An 18,984-nucleotide genomic window follows, 5' to 3' on the forward strand; every position below is an offset into this window, starting at 1 on the left:
GTGGTCGAACCGATGAACTCAAGTGATTGAAAGGATATCGCCATGCTGGACTGGAAGAATCGCGCGGGCAGCGCGCCTGAACGTGCCGCTGAACCGAAATCGGCCACCCGCAGTTACTTGGGTGGCCTGTTGTTCAGCCGGGCGCTGGCCACTCTGATTGCCATTTACCTGCTGGTGGCTATTGCGCTGGGCTGGTACTGGAGCCAGGAACCTGCACTGTTCCCGGTTCAGCAGAATGCCCAGATGGCCGCCGAGAAAGAAGGCAAGCAAATGGTCATCGGCTACACCACGGTCGAAACCCTCAAGACCGTCGCCGGTACTTTGCTGACCAAGCCGGGTGGCTATATTTCCAACGACCGTTTCCCGCCGGGCCTGTGGATGGACAACACGCCGAGCTGGGAATATGGCGTGCTGGTCCAGGTCCGTGACTTGACGCGTGCCTTGCGTAAAGACTTCGCCCGCTCGCAATCGCAATCTGCCGAAGACTCTGATCTGGCCAAGGCCGAGCCGCGTTTCAACTTCGACAATAAGAGCTGGGTGCTGCCGTCCAGCGAGTCCGAGTACCTGGAAGGCATTAGTTCCCTGAGCCGTTATCAGGCGCGCCTGTCCGATCCGTCGCAGAAAAACGCGCTGTTCTATGCCCGCGCCGACAACCTGAACAACTGGCTGGGCGATGTCGGCACCCGTCTGGGTTCGCTGTCGCAACGGCTGTCGGCCAGTGTTGGCCGGGTCAAGCTCAACACCGCATTGAAAACTGAAGTCGTCGCTCCAGGTCAGGTGCCGCAGGTTGACGAAGAGATCGTCGAAACCCCGTGGATGCAGATCGACAATGTGTTCTACGAAGCCCGCGGCCAGGCCTGGGCCTTGTCCCATCTGTTGCGCGCCATCGAAGTCGACTTCGCCGATGTGCTGGCCAAGAAAAACGCCACGGTCAGCGTGCGCCAGATCATTCGTGAGCTGGAAGCCTCGCAAGAACCGGTCTGGAGCCCGATGATCCTTAACGGCAGCGGCTTTGGCGTGCTGGCCAACCACTCGCTGGTCATGGCCAACTACATCTCCCGGGCCAACGCCGCAGTGATCGATCTGCGTCAATTGCTCAATCAGGGCTGAGTCATGGTCGATACTGCCAAAGAGGCTGCCCACCGCGCGGCCTCGGATGCCGAACAGATCGCCTGGGTCGACGAGCAGGACAACCTGCTCGGCGCTTTGGTCCGTTCCGACCTGCGCGAGCGCGGGCTGATCGGGCGCGGCACCTACATCATGCTGTTCAATTCGGCCGGTGAACTGTGCGTTCACCGTCGAACCCTGAGCAAGGCCATTTATCCCGGTTACTGGGACGTGGCGGCGGGCGGCATGGTGCTCGCCACCGAGACGTATGCCGAATCGGCTGCACGTGAACTGGAAGAAGAGCTGGGTGTGAGCGGCGTAGAACTGACCGCTCATGATCACTTCTTCTTCGAGGACACCGGCAATCGCCTCTGGTGTTCGGCATTTTCGGCGGTGTGGGACGGCCCGTTGATCCTGCAGCCGGAAGAGGTGCTGGAAGCGCGCTTCATCCCCATCGATCAGGTCCTGCTGGAAATCCAGCAAAAGCCTTATTGCCCGGACTCTTTGGCCGCGTTGAAGCGCTATCTGCGCGCGCGTGGCGAGAACGTCGCAAAAGAGCTATAAATTGGCACCGATTGGCTCTTAGCAAGTCGGCTTTTTGCCGTTACACTGCGCGACCTTTTGTAGGAGCGAAGCTTGCTCGCGAAGGTCTTCAACGATAACGCATACATTCAGGATGTACGCATCGTCCTTGCGTTCTTCGCGAGCAAGCTTCGCTCCTACAGGGTTGTACCGTATCAGTAGCGCTGCCCCTGCCTGAGTGGGGCTTCGCGGTCGATGGCAGCTTCCCGAGTTGCTGCGACCAGTCTTTGTCCTCCCAAGAGGATTGCCGGTGGCCAAAAAAGCCGCATCCTTCGCCGCCCTTGGTGGCTTGGTATTTTCCACCGACGCAGGTCGTCATTGCCCCGATTGCAGTAAACCGGTGGACGCCTGCATCTGCAAACAGACCGTTATCCCGGCCGGTGACGGCATCGCTCGCGTGCGTCGCGAAAGCAAGGGTCGCGGTGGCAAGACGGTGACCACCATTACCGGCGTGCCGTTGGCGGAAGAAGCGCTCAAGGACCTGGCCACCACGTTGAAGAAACGTTGCGGGACCGGGGGAGCGTTGAAAGACGCAATCATCGAAATCCAGGGCGATCATGTCGAGCTACTCTTGGCTGAACTGATCAAGCTGGGTTTCAAAGCGAAGAAATCCGGCGGCTAGCAGCCTCTGTGAAAACCACCCCCGGCTTGATCCAGTCCCGTTTCTACTCTGGCCTGGCGTCGTCTACATGGTTTTCACAGAGCCTGTTCTGACCGGTTTCTAAACTCAGCGCTGAATGTGAGGTCTATGGCCCTTGCATGCAGGCTAATCGTCATTTTCATTCTTTAGACTGCGCCGGCCTGAACCCAGGCGACGCTCTATGACTTCTTTATAGGGGACTTCAATGTCCGTACGACGCACACGCAAAGACGATGGCAGCCAATGGACAGTTGCGGACAGCCGCAGTGTTTACGGGATTCGCCATTGGGGGGCCGGGTACTTCGCGATCAATGACGCCGGTCGCGTCGAAGTTCGTCCGAACGGTCCGACCAGTTCGCCTATCGACCTCTTCGAGCAAGTCGACCAGCTGCGCCAAAGCGGCCTGTCCTTGCCGTTGCTGGTGCGTTTTCCTGACATTCTGCAAGACCGCGTGCGTCAGTTGACCGGTGCGTTCGACGCCAACATCGAGCGCCTGGAATACCAGAGCAAGTACACCGCGCTGTACCCGATCAAGGTAAACCAGCAAGAAGCGGTGATCGAAAACATCATCGCCACCCAGGACGTTTCCATCGGCCTGGAAGCCGGCTCCAAGCCTGAGCTGCTGGCCGTGTTGGCCCTGGCGCCGAAGGGCGGCACCATCGTCTGCAACGGTTACAAGGACCGCGAGTTCATTCGTCTGGCGCTGATCGGCCAGAAGCTTGGCCACAACGTGTTCATCGTGATCGAGAAAGAATCCGAAGTCGCGCTGGTGATCGAAGAAGCCGCCTCGCTCAAGGTCAAGCCGCAGGTTGGTTTGCGCGTGCGTCTGTCTTCCCTGGCGTCGAGCAAGTGGGCGGACACCGGTGGCGAGAAATCCAAGTTCGGTCTGTCGGCGGCGCAGTTGCTGTCGGTGGTCGAGCGTTTCCGCGCGGCCGGCCTGGATCAAGGCATTCGCTTGCTGCACTTCCACATGGGCTCGCAGATCGCCAACCTGGCGGACTACCAGCACGGCTTCAAGGAAGCGATTCGTTACTACGGTGAACTGCGCAACCTCGGCTTGCCGGTTGACCACATCGACGTCGGCGGCGGTCTGGGCGTGGACTACGACGGTACGCACTCGCGCAACGCCAGTTCGATCAACTACGACATGGACGATTACGCCGGTGTCGTGGTCGGGATGCTCAAGGAATTCTGCGACGCGCAGAACCTGCCGCACCCGAACATCTTCTCCGAAAGCGGCCGCTCGCTGACCGCTCACCACGCCATGCTGGTGGTGCAAGTAACCGACGTCGAGAAACACAACGACGACGTGCCGCAGATCGAAAACAAGGAAGAGCTGCCGGAAACCGTGCAGTGGCTGGTTGACCTGCTGGGCCCGACCGACATCGAGATGGTCACCGAAACCTACTGGCGCGCGACGCACTACATGAGCGACGTGGCCACCCAGTACGCCGATGGCAAGATGACCCTGGCTGAAAAAGCCCTGGCCGAGCAATGCTACTTCGCCGTGTGCCGTCGCCTGCACAACTCGTTGAAGGCCCGTCAGCGTTCGCACCGTCAGGTGCTCGACGAACTCAACGACAAGCTCGCCGACAAGTACATCTGCAACTTCTCGGTATTCCAGAGCCTGCCGGACACCTGGGCCATCGGTCAGGTGCTGCCGATCCTGCCGCTGCACCGCCTCGACGAAGAGCCACTGCGCCGCGCCGTGCTGCAAGATTTGACCTGCGACTCCGACGGCAAGATCAAGCAATACGTCGACGAGCAGAGCATCGAAACCAGCCTGCCGGTTCACGGTTTGAACGAAGGCGAAGACTACCTGCTGGGTATCTTCCTGGTCGGCGCCTACCAGGAAATCCTCGGCGACATGCACAACCTGTTTGGTGACACCGATTCGGTGAACATCTACCAGAACGCCGACGGCAGCGTGTACCACGCCGGTATCGAAACCCACGACACCATCGAAGACATGCTGCGTTATGTGCACTTGTCGCCGGAAGAGCTGATGACCCACTACCGCGACAAGTGCGCGAGTGCGCGCATCACTGCTGCCGAGCGCACCCAGTTCCTCGATGCTTTGCGTCTGGGCCTGACCCGTTCGTCTTACCTGTCTTCTTGAGGTAAGGCACTGCTCTCATCAGGTTGTCAGAAAATGTTCCGCACGCTGCGGAAATTTCAGATGACCTGGTGGGACGCTTCCCTGATTTCAAGCGAAATGACTCACATCCCCGGCTATCCAAGCGATGTGGTCCTCTTTTCGCGTAGGTCATTTCCTAAGTTGTACTTCGGCACTCTACTCGGCCAACTCTCTCAGAGAGAATCCCCGGCCGCCCCTCCTGTAGAGAATCGCCGATGTTCGATCCAGTCAACGAGCCGTCATTTCGTCTGGATGTAGAGGGTCTGCCCGACCCCGTTGAGGTCTTGGCCTTTACCGGCAGTGAAGCGATCAACGAACCCTTCGTGTTCGACGTTGATCTGCTGATCGATGACCCGACATTGGACCTGGCAAGCCTGTTGTACCGTCCGGCCTTTTTGCATCTCGGGCCGCCGGGGACCGGTTTTCACGGGCAGTTGCATGAGCTCGTCCAGGCTGGTCATGGTGCTGCCCCGAGGCTTTGTCGCGTGCGTCTGAGGCCGAAACTGGCCTGCCTGGCCCAGCGTTTCAGCCAGCGTATCTTCAGTAACCGTTCTGTACCCGAGATCCTCGCCCAGGTGCTCAAGGAGCATGGCATTGTCGGCAAGGATCGGCGCTTTGACCTTAGCGGCGATTACCCACTCCGTGATTTCTGCACGCAATACCGGGAATCGGATCTGCGGTTTCTCCAGCGTCTGTGTACTCAGGAAGGGCTTCATTACCACTTCGAGCATCGCCGGCGCGGGCACTGTCTGGTTTTTGGTGACGGGCAGGGACAGTTTCAGCGGGGAGCCGAGATGGTCTTTGAACCCGACACCGAACAGCCCGGCGTGCAGCAGTTCAAGGTTCAAGGCAAGACGCAGGCTGGCGAAGGTCAGACGAACCTGATGACGCTGCGCAGCGGTCAGCGCGTTCTGCTTTCAAGCCATCCGTGCGCCGACTGGAATCGTCTCTGGCTGCTGACCCATGTCGAGCATCAGGGCGGGCAGACGCCGGGGTTTGCTTATGGCAACCAGATCCGCGCTGTTGCCGGGGAGTTTCCTTTCGCGGCGCCTCATTCGACCATGAAACCCCGGATGCACAGCTTGCAGCGGGCCTGGGTGGTCGATGTCGATGAGCCGCAACCCGATTCATCCAGACCCGTTGCCGTGCAATTTGACTGGGTCTATCAGGGCGAAGGCGCTGCGCCCAGCCACTGCTGGCTGCCGTTGGCACCGGAGCTGGACGGCGCGCACGTCATGCCGTTGAGTGAAGGTGCGCAGGTGCTGGTGAGCTATATCGAAGGTGATCCGGATCAACCCTTAATCACTGGTTTTCTTCCCGGCCCACCCTTCACCCAAGCGTCAGACTTGCCTGAGCTTCCACCCGCTGCTGCAACAGATGACCACGTTGCGGTCGACGGACTGTTGCGTTTGTTGCAATCCAGCGAACCGATCGTGCTGCTGTGTCTGCTGCCCGGCGGGGGCAGTTTCAGCCAATGTGCGCAAGCCTTCTGCACCTGCCGGGCAGCAACGCAGTTTGGCCAGAGCGGTGCGGCATGATCGTAGCCCAGGCGCCCGACTCCATCGCGCAATGGCTGTTGCTCGATGTCCCGGGGGAGCCCCGGGCCGGTGCGGTGCTGCGCCAGCAGTTTGCGCAAGTCCGACGGTTCTGGCTGTTCGATGGCACCGAATTGCAGCCGATACGCGAGCACGGGCCGCTGTTGATCGATCTCAAGGGCTGCCCGGCACTGGCCGAATTGTGCCTGCGCGAACCTCACATCTGGAGCGGTTTGTTGCTGGTCAGTGAGGCTTCGTCGGCGCAACTGCTCGAGCATTTGCGCCGCATGCTCACGGTCACCTTCGGCCTGCACCACCGCGCGTTGTTGAGTTACTACAACCCCCACACCGCGAGCTACTTTTTCGATGCCTGCGATGCCCTGGAACTGAGTCGCTGGCTGGGGCCGATCAGTCAGTTGCGCTGGTTCGGCGGAACCTGGGCCGACCGCGCAATCGGCAGTCAGGGCTGGCAGCAGTTGTTCAATCCGGGGCTTGCCGTCAGCCCGTTAGCCATCGAGGAAAATCTGACGCCTCGTCAGCGGGACTCCTTGCAAACCTGCTTGCTTGAGCAGCATGCCTGGCATTGGAGCCGGTCCACCGGGACCGATTACCACCACCTGTGGGCTCACGTGCAGGAAGGGCTGGCGCTGGGTTTCAGCGAACGCGTGGTGCTCGATGGCTGGTTATGGCTGCGCTTGCAGTACCCTGGCGCTACGCCCGTTCAGCCATTGCCGGGCGTTACCCAGCAGGAACGTCTCGATAGCCTGCGCAACCTGTGGCAGAACGATCAACCCTGAACACACGGTTCGATGTTGATGGCGGCCCCTATCCGGCGGATGCCGACTCAATCAACTCGGCCTGTGAACCAGCCGTCATTCTTGCGCAGCAACCAGGCAATCGCGCCGAGGGTCAGGCTGCGCAACGCCATGAACAACAGGAACGTTATCCACAGTCCGTGGTTGCCCAAGCCTTGTAGTGCCCAGGCGAACGGCAGCAGCGCAATGACCGTCAGCAGCATGCCGTTGCGCATTTCCCGGGCACGCGTGGCACCGATGAACAGCCCGTCGAGCAAGTAACTCCACACAGCAATCAGCGGTAGCACGGCGAGGTAGGGCAGGTAGATAAACGCAGTGTCGCGCACGCTCTGGATGTCGGTCTGCATCTCGATGAACAGGTGCCCGGCGAAGGCGAACAGCACGGCAAAGCCCAGGCTCGCCAGCAACGACCAGCCGCAGGCAACCACCAATGAACGACGCAACGCTTCTCGATCGCGCGCGCCGATGGCATGCCCGCACAGGGCTTCCACAGCATGGGCCAAACCATCCAGCGCGTGGGCGGTCAGCAGCAAGCCATTGAGCAGCAGGGCGTTGGCGGCGACGGTGGCATCACCCAGCCGTGCCCCCTGTACGGTGATCAGAAAAAACACCGATTGCAGCGCCAGGCTGCGGATAAAAATATCGCGGTTGACGGCCAGCAGTGGCCGCCAGCTTTGCCACAACGCCAATGCGGCCCAGGCAATGTGGCCGGGATAGGCACGCAGGGCTTTTCGGGTCATCAGCAGTCCGATCACGGCGCCGGTCCATTCGGCGATCACCGACGCCCTGGCCGCGCCGACCACGCCCCAGTCCAGACCGAGGACGAACCACAGGTTCAGCGCGATGTTCACCAGGTTGGTGCTCAAGAGAATCGCCAGCGGTGCCCGGGCGTTCTGGGTGCCAAGGAACCAGCCGACCAGCGCATAACTGGCCAGCGCCGCCGGCAGACCGAATAGCCGGGTGTGGAAAAATTCGCGGGTCAGTTGATCGAGCTCGGCCGAAGGCTGCATGAAATGCAACGCGACGCCGCTCAACGGCACGCCCAGTGCGCCCAGGACAATGGCCAGCCCCATCGCCAGCAACAAGCCCTGCAACAAAATCTGCCGCAACGCCGCGCCATCCCCGCGTCCGGCAGCCTGGGCAGCGAACCCCGTCGTGCCCATGCGCAGAAAGCCCATGCCCCAAGCCAGAAAGGTATACAGGCTGGCCCCTACCGCGACGGCGCCCAACTGATGGGCGTGGGGCAGGTGACCGATGACGGTACTGTCGACCAGTGCTACCAGCGGAACGGAAATGTTCGAAAGAATCATCGGCGCGGCCAGCGCCCAGACCCGACGATGGGTAGGACGGTCGCGCCAGTCGGCAATCAGGTTGGACATGCAGGCTCCTTGGGGAGCGGGCATTGTAGCGACACATTTGAGATCTACAGCGATCCATTGTAGGAGCGAGCCTGCTCGCGTGATGGCGGCAGTCCAGTCAATATTGATGTCGTCTGACACTGCGCATTCGCGAGCAGGCTCACTTCCACAGGGGGGATTGGTGGTGTCAGTGAATGATCCAGCTCAGCAACCACAGCCCCAACAACAACCAGATAATCCCCATGATGATCGACGCGTTCATGAATGCCCGGATCGCCGACCACAACAGCATCAGCCCCAGAATCAGCGCAATGATGCTGATGATCGAAGTATCCATCCCCAACGCACGGGACAAGCCTTCGACAAAATTGCTGCCGGCATGGCTTAACAGGTTGAACAAGCCGCTGAGGCCATCAACGATAAACCGGATGACCGAACCGAGTGCCTGGCCGAGCCATTCAAAAAAACTTTCTACCTGCATGTCGTGAACGTCCTGATGTAAGTGGTGGCGTGCTTGCCGGACTTGAGCCTTGGGCCATGGATCACGGTGCCGAGTTCCCCACAAGCATAGAGGGTTGCATAGCCCCTGTGGGAGCGGGCTTGCTCGCGATAGCGGTCTGTCAGTCAACATCGGTGTTGGATTTCAGTCCGCTATCGCAAGCAAGTCGGATCGCCGCACCGTGGCTCCCACATTAAATCTGCCCACTTGCCATCCCCGGCCATCCCCCCGAAGCTATACGCCTTCAGGAGAGCCCGATGAACCTTGTTGAACTGACCGAACGCCTGCACGCCATCCGTGACCGCAATGACTGGCGGCAATTTCACAGCCCGAAAAACCTGGCCATGGCCGCGAGCGTGGAAATGTCCGAGCTGGTGGAGATTTTCCAGTGGCTGACTGAAGACCAGTCGCGCCAGTTGCCGGCGGATAAGCTCGCTCACGCCGGGCAGGAAATCGGCGACATCGTGCTCTATTTACTGCTGCTGTGCGGCGAGTTGGGGTTGGACATGAATGAAGTGGTGCGCAGCAAACTCGCGGACAGCGAAAAGAGGTTCAGCTGATGAGCGATCGTCATTTCGATCAACTGGCGACCCGGTTTGCCGAAAAAATCTACGGCGGTGCCAAAGGCGCGATCCGTTTGGCTGTACTTCAGGCCGACTTGGCCGAAACCCTGCCGGACCGGCCGTTGCGCGTGCTGGATATCGGCGCGGGCCTGGGGCACATGTCGTTGTGGCTGGCCCAGCGCGGTCATGACGTCACGCTGGCCGAACCCGCCGAACCGATGCTCGAAGGCGCCCGCCAGCGCTTCGCTGACGCCGGGCAGACCGCTACTTTCATTCAGGCGCCGTGGCAGGAGTTGCTCGGTCAGCTCACCGAACCTTACGACCTGGTGCTGTGCCACGCCGTGATGGAATGGCTGGCCGAACCCCATGCGATCCTGCCGGTCCTGCATCAGTTGACCAAGCAGGATGGGTGGCTGTCGCTGGCCTTCTACAACCGCGATGCGCTGATCTACCGCAACTTGCTCAAAGGTCATTTCCGCAAGATGCGCAAGAACGACATGGCCGGCGAGAAGCAGAGCCTGACCCCGCAGCAGCCCCTTGATCCGCGTGAACTGGCGGCGCAACTTGAGGGGCTGTGGCAGGTCGAAACCCAGAGCGGGGTGCGGGTTTTTCACGACTACATGCCGGTGGAATTTCAGGCACGCGCCGAACTTGTGGACTTGCTCGAAATGGAGCTGGCCCACCGCCGTCACCCAAGCTTCGCCGGGCTTGGGCGCTATTTGCACTGGATCTGTCGGCCGGTCTGATCGGAGCGCAACATGAAAAGTCGTTCAGGGTTACTGGTGATCTGTCTCGGGTTGGCGGCCTGCCAGGGCAGCAACCCTTATGTGGCGACCTCCAACCCCTTGCCGCCCGCACCGCCTCAGGCGGCGAACACGATCGACCGCAGTGCCTACCCGGCACCGCCGCGTGACTATGGGCGTTACCGCAGCTGGGCCTGGCTCAACGGTCAGCTGCCACCTGGCAGCGCCTGGGCGGACTCGGCCCAGGTCGCCGAAGCGGTCAGCAACGCCCTCGATCAGCGCGGCTTGCGCCCATTGCACGATAACGCCCGCCCGGCCGACCTGTTTGTCAGCGCCAATCTGCATCTTGAAACCCGTTTGCGCCAGGTTCAGGATGACTATGGTTATTACGGCGGGGGCTACTATGGCGGTGGTTACAACCGCTATGGCAACGGGTATGGCATGTACAACACGGTGCCGATCGTGCGCACTTATCAGGAACAGGTCGTGGTTGTGCGGGTCGATTTGTTCGACGCTCAAAGCGGTCAGCCGGTGTGGAGTGCCAGCGCCGAAACCGGTAATCGGGGTAGTCAAAGTGAGCGTGCCGATGCAATACGGGAGGCTGTGGAAAAGGCCATGTCGGCGTATCCTCCTAGTTAGCTTCTCTAGTTGAGAAGCCTTTCACAGGTTCATGTCTTCAACCGGAGAATCATCATGATCCGCCGTTTCGCTTTACTGGTTGTGGCCGCGTTGCTCAGTGCCTGTGCCGCCAACCGGGTCAATAATGACTTCGATGCCAGCCGCGACTTCGCCGCCTATCGCAGCTGGACCTGGAAGGAACCCGCCCTGCAATATCGCCCCGATGACCCACGGATCAAGAGCGACCTGACCGAACAGCGCATCCGCCAATCGGTTGCCGATCAACTGGATCAGCGAGGCCTGCGTCCGGCCGCAGCCGGCAGCAAAGGGGAATTGAACGTTCAGACCTACCTGATCGTCGAAGAGCGCCAGCAACAGGTGACCACCAACTATGGCGGCGGTTGGGGTAATCCCTGGAGCGGCTACTGGGGCGGGCCGATGTACAACGAAACCCGCAACGTTACCTATAAGGTGGCGACCATCCAGATCGACCTGCTCGATGGCAAGGACGGCAAACTGGTGTGGCGTGGTAGCGATGAGCAAATGCTCAGCCGTACAACGAATCCGTCCGATCGCAGCACGGCGATACGTGAAACCGTCGGGCGAATCCTCGCCAACTATCCACCGCGCTAAACCCAGCCCTCAAACACCACAAGCCCCCTGTGGGAGTGAGCCTGCTCGCGATGACGGTCGTTCAGTCGATACAGATATCGCCTGATGCATCGCCATCGCGAGCAGGTCGGATCGCCGCACCGTCGTTCCCACATTGGGTGCGCTGCTTTTTCTCCTCCGCTTGCAGTGCTTGATAAATTGACGCCATCACTTTGACATTTCTGTAGTGTCTAAATGATGGCTCGTGTACATTTGCCGCGCCCGAACAAGCAGCCTGCTGACGGGCCGGTAGGGATGCCTGATTGAAACTGCTAGCCCTGCTGGAACATTTCCAGGTTTCAGAAGGGATTCTCGATTGAACACCTCTTGCCTGCGCCGCTCCTTGCTGGCGCTGTCCGTCTGTGTTGCCACTGTTCACGCCGCCGGCGTTCAGGCGGTCACGTTCGTCCACGATCTGGGCAGCGGGCCGCTGATCAGCTCCAACCAATATTATGATTTCGTCAACCTCATCGGCAGTGTGAGTGTGGTGCAAACCTCGCCGTCGGCGCTCACCAGCGCGGCGCAGTTCACCCGGCCCATGGCCAACTACGATGTCAGAAACAAAGGGTCGATCACCATCAATGGCGCCACCCACGGTGTCGGCATCGGCTTGAACTCGGGCGGGGTGACGTGGGCGAAAATCAACTACAACCTGTTCAATGAGGGAACGATCAAGCTCAATGGCCTGGCCGCTAGCGGCGAGTCGATTGGTATTGCCGATCAAGGCGTCCAGTTCGGCGGTAATTTCATTAACTCTGGCGAAATTGCTATCACCGGCAACAACGCTACCGGTGTCTCGTTCGTCGATACGACGTTCGGCAAAGGAATTATCAACGACGGCACGATCACTGCCAGTGGTACGGATGCCCACGGTATTTACCTCGAAAACACCACACAAACGATGCCGGTCTCTAATAGCGGGATCATCAAGGCCACGGGCACGAATGCTGAAGCACTGACCCTCAAAAAAGCGACGTTCAACCCGCCTGTCGGCGTAAGGACCGGTAGCATTTTCAACTCAGGCACGATCTCGGGCGAAAGCATCGGTATTCATGTCAGCAATCAACCTGTCGGCATGGGCCCGCTGAGCATTTATCATTACGGCCGTCTTGAAGGTGGCAAGGCCGCCATTCAGGTCGATGATGGCCAGAGCTATCTTTACTGGACCGGTGGCGACGTCAAAGGCGATTTACTCGGCCTGTCCGGCGTATCGATTGACGGTGAAGCAACTTTTGACGGTTCGACCATCAAGGCCGGCTACGTGACGATTCAAGAGGGCCAGCTGACGCTGGTGCAGCCTCACACGACGATCATCGGCGACTTCGACATGGAAGAGGCCGACTCGATTCTTGCAATGTCCGTGGGCAACGATACCGACATCAATCGACCGATTCTGACCGTCACCGGCACCACTGATATCAGCCCCGGCGGACACCTGCAATTGCAGGCACGCTCCAGTGATTTCCGCACCGCTGCCGGCGGCAATCGCTACACGTTGATCCGCTCGGGCACACTGGTCGGGGGTGAAAACCTGGCAGTGGTGTCTTCATCCGCATTGCTCGACGTGAAGAGTTATGGCGTCGAAGGTAATGATGTGAAGGCGTTGGTCAGCACCAAGGCGGATGACGAGGTTGCGCAAAACACCCTTGACGCTGGGGGCACGCCTAACGCCGCGGTTGCGGTGGGGCGTCTTTCCAATTCGTTGATGGCCAGGCTCGACGAGCAAGACCCGGTATTCCAGGCATTCGCCAATGCCAGCACCGATGTCGAGCTGGCCGCGCTCGCCGAAAAACTCAGCCCGGACGTGAGCCGTGGTGTGCTGCACGCCGCCACTAACAGTCAGACGCTGGTGTCGAGCGTGATCAACGATCGTTCGAGCCGCGCGCGCACACTGAATTCATCCACTGAAAAAGGCGTGTGGCTGCAAGCGCTGACGAGCAATGCCGATCAGGACGCTCGCCGTGGTGTCGATGGCTACGACGCCGACAGCCAGGGCATCGCGGTGGGTGCCGACGGCCAGTTGAACGCCGATACCACCCTCGGTCTGGCATACAGCTACCTCAACACCGATGTGAAATCCGACGCCGGCAGCAAAACCGACGTAACCGGCCATGCGCTGACGCTGTACGGCAACTGGACCCACGACAACTGGTTCGTGGACTCATCGCTGATGTACGGCTGGAACGACAACGAGTCCAAACGCTACATCGCCGGCACTCGCGCCAAGGCCGATTACGACAGCGACATCTTTGGTGTGAGTGCGTTGGCCGGCTACAGTTTTCGCCTCAATCACAGCCTTCTGCTGGAGCCTCAGGTCGGCGCGCGTTATGCCAACGTGGGCATGGATGCTTATCGCGAGAAGGGCAGTTCGGCGTCGCTGAATGTCGGCAGTCAGCGTTATGAAGTCGGCGAGATGGGTGTCGGTGCGCGGCTGGCCGCTGCGTTTGATGTCGGCGCCGGCAGTCTCGAACCTGAGGCAAAGGTTATGGCCTGGCACGACTTCATCGGCGACAAAACCGCCACCACCTCGGCGTTCGTGCTGGGGGGCGATTCGTTCACCACGCGCGGCACGACCCCGGTGCGTGACACCTATGAAGTAGGCCTCGGTGCCAACTACCGACTGGGCGCCTGGAGCGTGGGTGGTTCGTATAACTACGTGACCGGCAGCGATTTCAATGCCGATACGTTTACTGCGAAAGTGCGTTACGCGTTCTGATCGGGTTCGGTGGTGCCTGCGCCACCGTCATCGCGAGCAGGTCGAATCGTCGCACCGTCACTCCGAAATTGGATAGTTGGCGATCACAGATTTTGTGCACGCAGGTGAGCCGTTGTGGGAGTGAGCCTGCTCGCGATGGCAATCTGACAGACACCTGAAATCAATCAGGCAATCGGCCGCCAATGCCCCGCCATGTGCTCCAGATCACCCGCCCCCACCAGCCGAAAGTCCCCGCTTGACCCTGCCGCGCTGGACAGCAACGTCACCTCGCTCGGCAACCGCACCGGTTTCCTGAATTGCACCGAAATCTCGGCATTCGCCGTGGGCAGATGCTCACTCAACGCCGCCAATGTCCGGGCCTTGTTCCACAGGCCATGGGCGATGGCTGTCGGGAGCCCGAACAATTTGGCGCTGACGGCACTCAGGTGAATCGGGTTGTAATCCCCGGACACCTTGGCGTATTGCCGGCCAATGTCCGCCGGGGCTTTCCAGCGCGCCACTTCCAGCATCTCCAGGGTGGAGGCCAGGACTTCCTCGACAGGTTCGCCTTCCAGCTTGACCCCGCGACACAGCATCTGACTTTCAGCCTCCCACAGCGGGCCCAACTGATCGTCGAGCGACGTCACCAGATCGAACGTTGCACCCTTGGCATGGGGTTGCAGGTTCTGCACCTGCACGCTGACCCGCACGCGGTTCACCCCGCCCATGGGGCGCAATACACGAATGCGATTGCTCAGGTGAATCAGCCCCAGCAGCGGGAACGGAAATGCCTTGGCCGTGAGCAATTGCATCTGCAAGGCAAACGCCAGGATGTGTGGATAGGTCGGCGGCAGCAAACCGTTGTCGGCAATACCGCAGACCGTGCGATACGCCGCCAGGCGTTGCGGATCGACCTCGACCCAGCAGCGCAAACCCGTGTCGGGCAACGTGGTGCCGGTGATTTTGCGCCGTGTCGCCGCCTGCACGTAGAGGCCCGTCAGGCTCGGTTCGCGGTTGAGTGTGTGCCAATCGGTGATCATCTTTATGCCCCCAAGACACTTTGCCCGCAGACTCGCAACGCTTGCCCGGTAAACGCGCCGGTCCCCGGTTGAGCGAGCCACGCGACCGCTTCGGCAACGTCTTGTGGCAGGCCGCCTTGGCCCAATGAACTCATGCGTCGCCCGGCCTCGCGGATGCCGAAGGGCAGGTGCGCGGTCATCTGGGTTTCGATGAACCCCGGTGCCACCGCGTTGATGCTGATACCGCGCTGATCCAGCAGCGGCGCCCAAGCCTGGGCCAGACCGATCAGCCCGGCCTTGCTCGCGGCGTAATTGGTCTGCCCGCGATTGCCGGCGATGCCGCTGATGGACGCCAGCAAAATCACACGACCGTTGTCATGCAGGGCGCCGCTGTCGAGCAGTGCCTTGGTCAGCACTTGCGGCGCGTTGAGGTTGACGGCGAGCACCGCGTCCCAGAATTCCGGGGTCATGTTGGCCAGGGTTTTATCGCGGGTGATGCCGGCGTTGTGGACCACGATGTCGACGCCGTCGGGCAGCAGTTCAACCAACTGCGCAGCGGCGTCTTCGGCGCAAATGTCCAGGGTGATGCTGCGCCCGCCAAGGCGCGCGGCGAGTGCATCGAGGTCAGTTTTGGCCGGAGGCACGTCAAGCAAAATCACCTCGGCGCCGTCACGGGCCAGGGTTTCGGCGATGGAGGCGCCAATGCCGCGGGCGGCACCCGTGACCAGCGCCTTGCGCCCGGTCAGTGGGCGAGTCCAGTCCGTCACCTGCGTATCGCAGGCCTTCAAGCGAACGACTTGCCCGGACACAAACGCGCTTTTGGGCGAGAGGAAAAACCGCAGCGGCCCTTCGAGTTGATCCTCGGCGCCTTCACCGACATAGATCAGTTGCAGAGTGCCGCCACTGCGCAGTTCCTTGGCCAGCGAACGGCTGAAACCTTCCACCGCACGCTGAGCGCTGGCGGCGAACGGGTCGGTCAATGTCTCTGGCGCACGCCCCAGAATCACCAAGTGCGCGCTGTGATCGAGGTTTTTCATCAGCGGCTGGAAGAACTCGCGCAGCTGTTTAAGCTGATCGGTTTGCACCAGGTCGCTGGCGTCGAACACCACGGCTTTGAGCTTGGGGCCGTGGCCGGGAATCCACTCGGTGGCCAGGGACGGCTCGGCGCCGTAGCTGTAGATCGCGTCGGTCAGGCGATTGGCGAAGGCACTGACTTTCTCCGCCAATGGGCCGCCGCCAATCAACAGCGCCCCTTCGACAGGCCGCAGCCGGCCTGCTTGCCAGCGCTCCAGGCGCACCGGAGACGGCAGTCCCATGGCCCCGACCAGACGATGGCCGATGGACGAATTGGCGAAGTCGATATAACGGTCAGACATGGAACGCACTCCGGCAGCTGGGGTTCAAAGTGTGGACCACGAATGGCAATCAGTCGTTCGATCCACGAGATAAGGCCTACGCTTGAATTCATCAGATTAGTTGAACCTGGGTTCAGCAAGCTTCGCAGGGGAAATGCGGTCAGTGTGGGAGCGGGCTTGCTCGCGAAAGCAGTGTGTCATTCACCGCAGATGTTGGATGTATCGGCCCCTTCGCGAGCAAGCCCGCTCCCACAGGGTTCGGTGTTCACAATTAAATATTTGTAAGGAGCTTTTCATGACTCAGCTGCGCCGCGTCGCGATTATTGGCGGTAACCGTATTCCCTTCGCCCGCTCCAACGGGCCATACGCCACCGCCAGTAACCAGGCGATGCTCACCGCAGCGCTCGAAGGCCTGATCGAACGCTACAACCTGCATGGCCTGCGCATCGGCGAAGTGGTCGCGGGGGCGGTCCTCAAGCTGTCACGAGACATGAACCTGACGCGCGAGTGTGTGCTCGGTTCACGGTTGTCCCCCGGCACCCCGGCCTATGACATCCAGCAGGCTTGCGGCACGGGTCTTGAGGCGGCGTTGCTGGTCGCGAACAAGATTGCCCTGGGACAGATCGATTGCGGCATTGCCGGTGGCGTCGATACCACCTCGGATGCGCCGATCAGCGTCAGTGAAGGTTTGCGCAGGGTGCTGCTGCAAGCCAATCGCGCCAAGACCACCGGCAACAAACTGAAAACGTTTCTGCAACTGCGTCCCCGGGACCTGATCCCGGAGTTCCCGCGCAACGGCGAGCCGCGCACAGGTTTGTCCATGGGCCAACACTGCGAATTGATGGCCCAGACCTGGAACATTCCCCGCGAAGAACAGGATCAACTGGCGCTGGAGAGTCATCAGAAACTCACGGCCTCGTACACCGAGGGCTGGCACAACGACCTGATGACGCCGTTCCTCGGCCTGACCCGCGACAACAACCTGCGCCCGGACCTGACCCTGGAAAAACTCGCCTCGCTGAAACCGGCCTTCGAGAAAAGCGCCAAGGGCACGATGACGGCGGGCAACTCCACACCGCTCACCGATGGCGCGTCGCTGGTGCTGCTGGGCAGTGAAGAATGGGCGAAGGAACGCGGCTTGCCGATCCTCGCGTATTTGCGTGATGGCGAGGCCGCAGCGGTGGATTTCGTCAACGGCGCCGAAGGGCTGTTGATGGCCCCGGTGTACGCGGTGCCGCGTTTGCTGGCGCGCAACGGCCTGACCTTGCAGGACTTCGACTACTACGAAATCCACGAAGCCTTCGCCGCGCAGGTGCTCTGCACGTTGAAGGCCTGGGAAGATCCGGAGTATTGCAAAACCCGTCTCGGCCTCGACGCGCCGCTGGGCTCCATCGACCGCAGCCGCCTCAACGTCAAAGGCAGTTCACTGGCGGCCGGGCATCCGTTTGCCGCGACCGGCGGGCGCATCGTCGCCAACCTGGCGAAGTTGCTCGACGCGGCGGGCAAGGGCCGAGGCCTGATCTCGATCTGCGCCGCCGGTGGTCAGGGCGTGACGGCGATTATCGAGCGCTGATCGGTTCGGCATTTTGCTGCGCTATGCGCTCGCGGTTGCGGTTGGCGTAATTCTCGGCCATCACCGAACAGACAATCAGCTGCAACGGGTGATAGATCATGATCGGCAGCAGGATCAAGCCGAGGCCCGGGTTGGCGCCGAAGATCAACGCGGCCATCGGCGCACCTGCCGCCAGGGATTTTTTGCTGGCGCAGAACACCGCCGCGATCTCATCGGCGGGGCTGAACTTCAAGGCGCGGGCGGTGAGGGTGGTCATCCACAGGATGATCGCCAGCAGGATTGCACTGCCGATCAGCGCGCTGAGAATCACGCTGTTGCCCTGTTGCTGCCACATGCCCGAGACCATTGAATTACAGAACGCCGAGTACACCAGCAGCAGGATCACCAGCTTGTCGACGATGTTGGTGTAACGCTTGTGGCGGGCAAAGAATTTGCCCAACAGCGGTCGCAACAGTTGGCCGAGCACCAGCGGCAACAGCAACATGGCGCAGAGGTCGAGCAGGGTTGAGCCCAGATCAATGCCGCCGGCACCGCTGCCGACCACCAGACTCACCAGCAACGGCGTCAGAAAAATCCCCAGCACGCTGGACAGGCTCGCGTTGAGAATCGCCGCCGGCACGTTGCCGCCTGCGCTGCCAGTCAGGGCCACGGAAGAAGAAATGGTTGAAGGCAGGGCGCACAGGTAGAAGAAGCCGAGCATCAGCAGCGACGGAATGTGCGAACCCAACAACTTGTCGCTCAGCCACCAGATCAACGGGAACACCGCGAAGGTGAAGCCCTGAACCATCACGTGCAGCTTCCAGTTTTTCAGGCCATGGCTGATCTGCTCGCTGGACAGGTTGACCCCGTGCAGGAAGAACACCAGGAACACGCCGATGTTGATCACGTACTCGGCATGCATCCCGCCGCCCGTGGCGCCGAAGACCGGGAAGAAATAGGACAGCAGCGTGGCGATCAGCATGCCGCACAAGAACCAGTCGGTGACCACACGTTTGAGGTGTTTAAAGGCATGCATAACAGGCACCGAATACATTTGTAAGAATTGATGACTTAGCCTAACGTCGGCCCTATCTGCCGTCTTGCGACACAAGGCC

Annotated in this window: 17 protein-coding genes; 12 read left to right on the plus strand and 5 right to left on the minus strand. The window is 60.6% G+C overall.

Going from position 1 to position 18,984, the window contains the following annotated elements:
• Positions 1-42: 42 nt before the first annotated feature.
• The 6 genes from EYC95_RS02250 (at position 43) to EYC95_RS02275 (ending at position 6,798) form a co-directional block, all read left to right on the plus strand.
• Positions 43-1,110, plus strand: a complete 1,068-nt coding sequence (locus tag EYC95_RS02250; RefSeq protein ID WP_131058907.1) for a DUF2333 family protein — start codon at positions 43-45, stop codon at positions 1,108-1,110.
• 3 nt (positions 1,111-1,113) lie between these two features.
• Entirely contained in the window at positions 1,114-1,671 is a 558-nt protein-coding gene (locus EYC95_RS02255; protein WP_131058908.1) for an NUDIX hydrolase, read from the plus strand.
• Positions 1,672-1,939: 268 nt separating this feature from the next.
• Positions 1,940-2,311, plus strand: a complete 372-nt coding sequence (locus tag EYC95_RS02260; RefSeq protein WP_131058909.1) for a translation initiation factor Sui1 — start codon at positions 1,940-1,942, stop codon at positions 2,309-2,311.
• A 223-nt stretch (positions 2,312-2,534) separates the two neighbouring features.
• The gene (speA, locus tag EYC95_RS02265) at positions 2,535-4,448 is read left to right on the plus strand and encodes an arginine decarboxylase (protein ID WP_131058910.1); all 1,914 of its coding nucleotides are present in this window, start codon (positions 2,535-2,537) and stop codon (positions 4,446-4,448) included.
• Positions 4,449-4,681: 233 nt separating this feature from the next.
• Positions 4,682-6,004: a type VI secretion system Vgr family protein gene (locus EYC95_RS02270; protein ID WP_131058911.1), complete on the plus strand. Its 1,323-nt coding sequence runs from the start codon at positions 4,682-4,684 to the stop codon at positions 6,002-6,004.
• On the plus strand, positions 6,001-6,798 hold the full coding sequence (locus EYC95_RS02275) for a DUF4123 domain-containing protein (protein WP_131058912.1): 798 nt from the start codon (positions 6,001-6,003) through the stop codon (positions 6,796-6,798). Before EYC95_RS02270 ends, EYC95_RS02275 begins: the two co-directional genes overlap by 4 nt.
• A 47-nt stretch (positions 6,799-6,845) precedes the next feature.
• On the opposite strand, the gene EYC95_RS02280 is transcribed toward EYC95_RS02275, so the two are convergent.
• A complete protein-coding gene (locus tag EYC95_RS02280) occupies positions 6,846-8,195 on the minus strand; it encodes an MATE family efflux transporter (protein ID WP_131058913.1) in 1,350 nt (449 codons plus the stop codon).
• A gap of 166 nt (positions 8,196-8,361) precedes the next feature.
• Positions 8,362-8,655, minus strand: coding sequence for a hypothetical protein (locus EYC95_RS02285; protein WP_109627794.1), 294 nt, complete (start codon positions 8,653-8,655; stop codon positions 8,362-8,364).
• A 275-nt stretch (positions 8,656-8,930) separates the two neighbouring features.
• Here EYC95_RS02285 and EYC95_RS02290 point away from each other — a divergent pair, with 275 nt between their 5' ends.
• From EYC95_RS02290 to EYC95_RS02310, 5 genes are all read left to right on the plus strand, one after another.
• Complete coding sequence (locus EYC95_RS02290; RefSeq protein WP_109627796.1) at positions 8,931-9,233, plus strand: MazG-like family protein; 303 nt, start codon at positions 8,931-8,933, stop codon at positions 9,231-9,233.
• Positions 9,233-9,982: a methyltransferase domain-containing protein gene (locus tag EYC95_RS02295; protein ID WP_131058914.1), complete on the plus strand. Its 750-nt coding sequence runs from the start codon at positions 9,233-9,235 to the stop codon at positions 9,980-9,982. Before EYC95_RS02290 ends, EYC95_RS02295 begins: the two co-directional genes overlap by 1 nt.
• 12 nt (positions 9,983-9,994) lie before the next feature.
• Positions 9,995-10,618: a DUF4136 domain-containing protein gene (locus tag EYC95_RS02300; RefSeq protein ID WP_131058915.1), complete on the plus strand. Its 624-nt coding sequence runs from the start codon at positions 9,995-9,997 to the stop codon at positions 10,616-10,618.
• 54 nt (positions 10,619-10,672) lie between these two features.
• Complete coding sequence (locus EYC95_RS02305) at positions 10,673-11,230, plus strand: DUF4136 domain-containing protein (protein WP_131058916.1); 558 nt, start codon at positions 10,673-10,675, stop codon at positions 11,228-11,230.
• Positions 11,231-11,564: 334 nt separating this feature from the next.
• Positions 11,565-13,964, plus strand: a complete 2,400-nt coding sequence (locus EYC95_RS02310) for an autotransporter outer membrane beta-barrel domain-containing protein (RefSeq protein ID WP_131058917.1) — start codon at positions 11,565-11,567, stop codon at positions 13,962-13,964.
• Positions 13,965-14,128: 164 nt separating this feature from the next.
• Here EYC95_RS02310 and EYC95_RS02315 read toward each other — a convergent pair whose 3' ends face one another.
• Together EYC95_RS02315 and EYC95_RS02320 are read right to left on the minus strand one after the other, a co-directional pair.
• Positions 14,129-14,983 carry a MaoC/PaaZ C-terminal domain-containing protein gene (locus EYC95_RS02315; protein ID WP_131058918.1) on the minus strand — a complete coding sequence of 285 codons (855 nt, stop codon included), beginning with the start codon at positions 14,981-14,983 and terminating at the stop codon, positions 14,129-14,131.
• A gap of 2 nt (positions 14,984-14,985) precedes the next feature.
• A complete protein-coding gene (locus EYC95_RS02320; protein WP_131058919.1) occupies positions 14,986-16,338 on the minus strand; it encodes a 3-oxoacyl-ACP reductase in 1,353 nt (450 codons plus the stop codon).
• A 274-nt stretch (positions 16,339-16,612) separates the two neighbouring features.
• On the opposite strand from EYC95_RS02320, the gene EYC95_RS02325 reads away from it, so the two are divergent.
• Positions 16,613-17,890, plus strand: a complete 1,278-nt coding sequence (locus EYC95_RS02325; protein ID WP_131058920.1) for an acetyl-CoA C-acetyltransferase — start codon at positions 16,613-16,615, stop codon at positions 17,888-17,890.
• On the opposite strand, the gene EYC95_RS02330 is transcribed toward EYC95_RS02325, so the two are convergent.
• On the minus strand, positions 17,877-18,980 hold the full coding sequence (locus EYC95_RS02330) for a bile acid:sodium symporter family protein (RefSeq protein WP_371928400.1): 1,104 nt from the start codon (positions 18,978-18,980) through the stop codon (positions 17,877-17,879). The genes EYC95_RS02325 and EYC95_RS02330 overlap by 14 nt on opposite strands.
• Between the last annotated feature and the right edge of the window lie 4 nt (positions 18,981-18,984).

It is taken from the genome of Pseudomonas sp. BGI-2 (genome assembly GCF_004310295.1).
GTDB lineage: Bacteria > Pseudomonadota > Gammaproteobacteria > Pseudomonadales > Pseudomonadaceae > Aquipseudomonas.

Bases quoted from the DNA above. Each gene is read 5' to 3' on its own strand.
- EYC95_RS02250 (WP_131058907.1), top strand. From the start codon at position 43: ATGCTGGACTGGAAGAATCGCGCGGGCAGCGCGCCTGAACGTGCCGCT.
- EYC95_RS02255 (WP_131058908.1), top strand. From the start codon at position 1,114: ATGGTCGATACTGCCAAAGAGGCTGCCCACCGCGCGGCCTCGGATGCC.
- speA (WP_131058910.1), top strand. From the start codon at position 2,535: ATGTCCGTACGACGCACACGCAAAGACGATGGCAGCCAATGGACAGTT.
- EYC95_RS02270 (WP_131058911.1), top strand. From the start codon at position 4,682: ATGTTCGATCCAGTCAACGAGCCGTCATTTCGTCTGGATGTAGAGGGT.
- EYC95_RS02275 (WP_131058912.1), top strand. From the start codon at position 6,001: ATGATCGTAGCCCAGGCGCCCGACTCCATCGCGCAATGGCTGTTGCTC.
- EYC95_RS02280 (WP_131058913.1), bottom strand. From the start codon at position 8,195: ATGTCCAACCTGATTGCCGACTGGCGCGACCGTCCTACCCATCGTCGG.
- EYC95_RS02285 (WP_109627794.1), bottom strand. From the start codon at position 8,655: ATGCAGGTAGAAAGTTTTTTTGAATGGCTCGGCCAGGCACTCGGTTCG.
- EYC95_RS02290 (WP_109627796.1), top strand. From the start codon at position 8,931: ATGAACCTTGTTGAACTGACCGAACGCCTGCACGCCATCCGTGACCGC.
- EYC95_RS02295 (WP_131058914.1), top strand. From the start codon at position 9,233: ATGAGCGATCGTCATTTCGATCAACTGGCGACCCGGTTTGCCGAAAAA.
- EYC95_RS02300 (WP_131058915.1), top strand. From the start codon at position 9,995: ATGAAAAGTCGTTCAGGGTTACTGGTGATCTGTCTCGGGTTGGCGGCC.
- EYC95_RS02305 (WP_131058916.1), top strand. From the start codon at position 10,673: ATGATCCGCCGTTTCGCTTTACTGGTTGTGGCCGCGTTGCTCAGTGCC.
- EYC95_RS02315 (WP_131058918.1), bottom strand. From the start codon at position 14,983: ATGATCACCGATTGGCACACACTCAACCGCGAACCGAGCCTGACGGGC.
- EYC95_RS02320 (WP_131058919.1), bottom strand. From the start codon at position 16,338: ATGTCTGACCGTTATATCGACTTCGCCAATTCGTCCATCGGCCATCGT.
- EYC95_RS02325 (WP_131058920.1), top strand. From the start codon at position 16,613: ATGACTCAGCTGCGCCGCGTCGCGATTATTGGCGGTAACCGTATTCCC.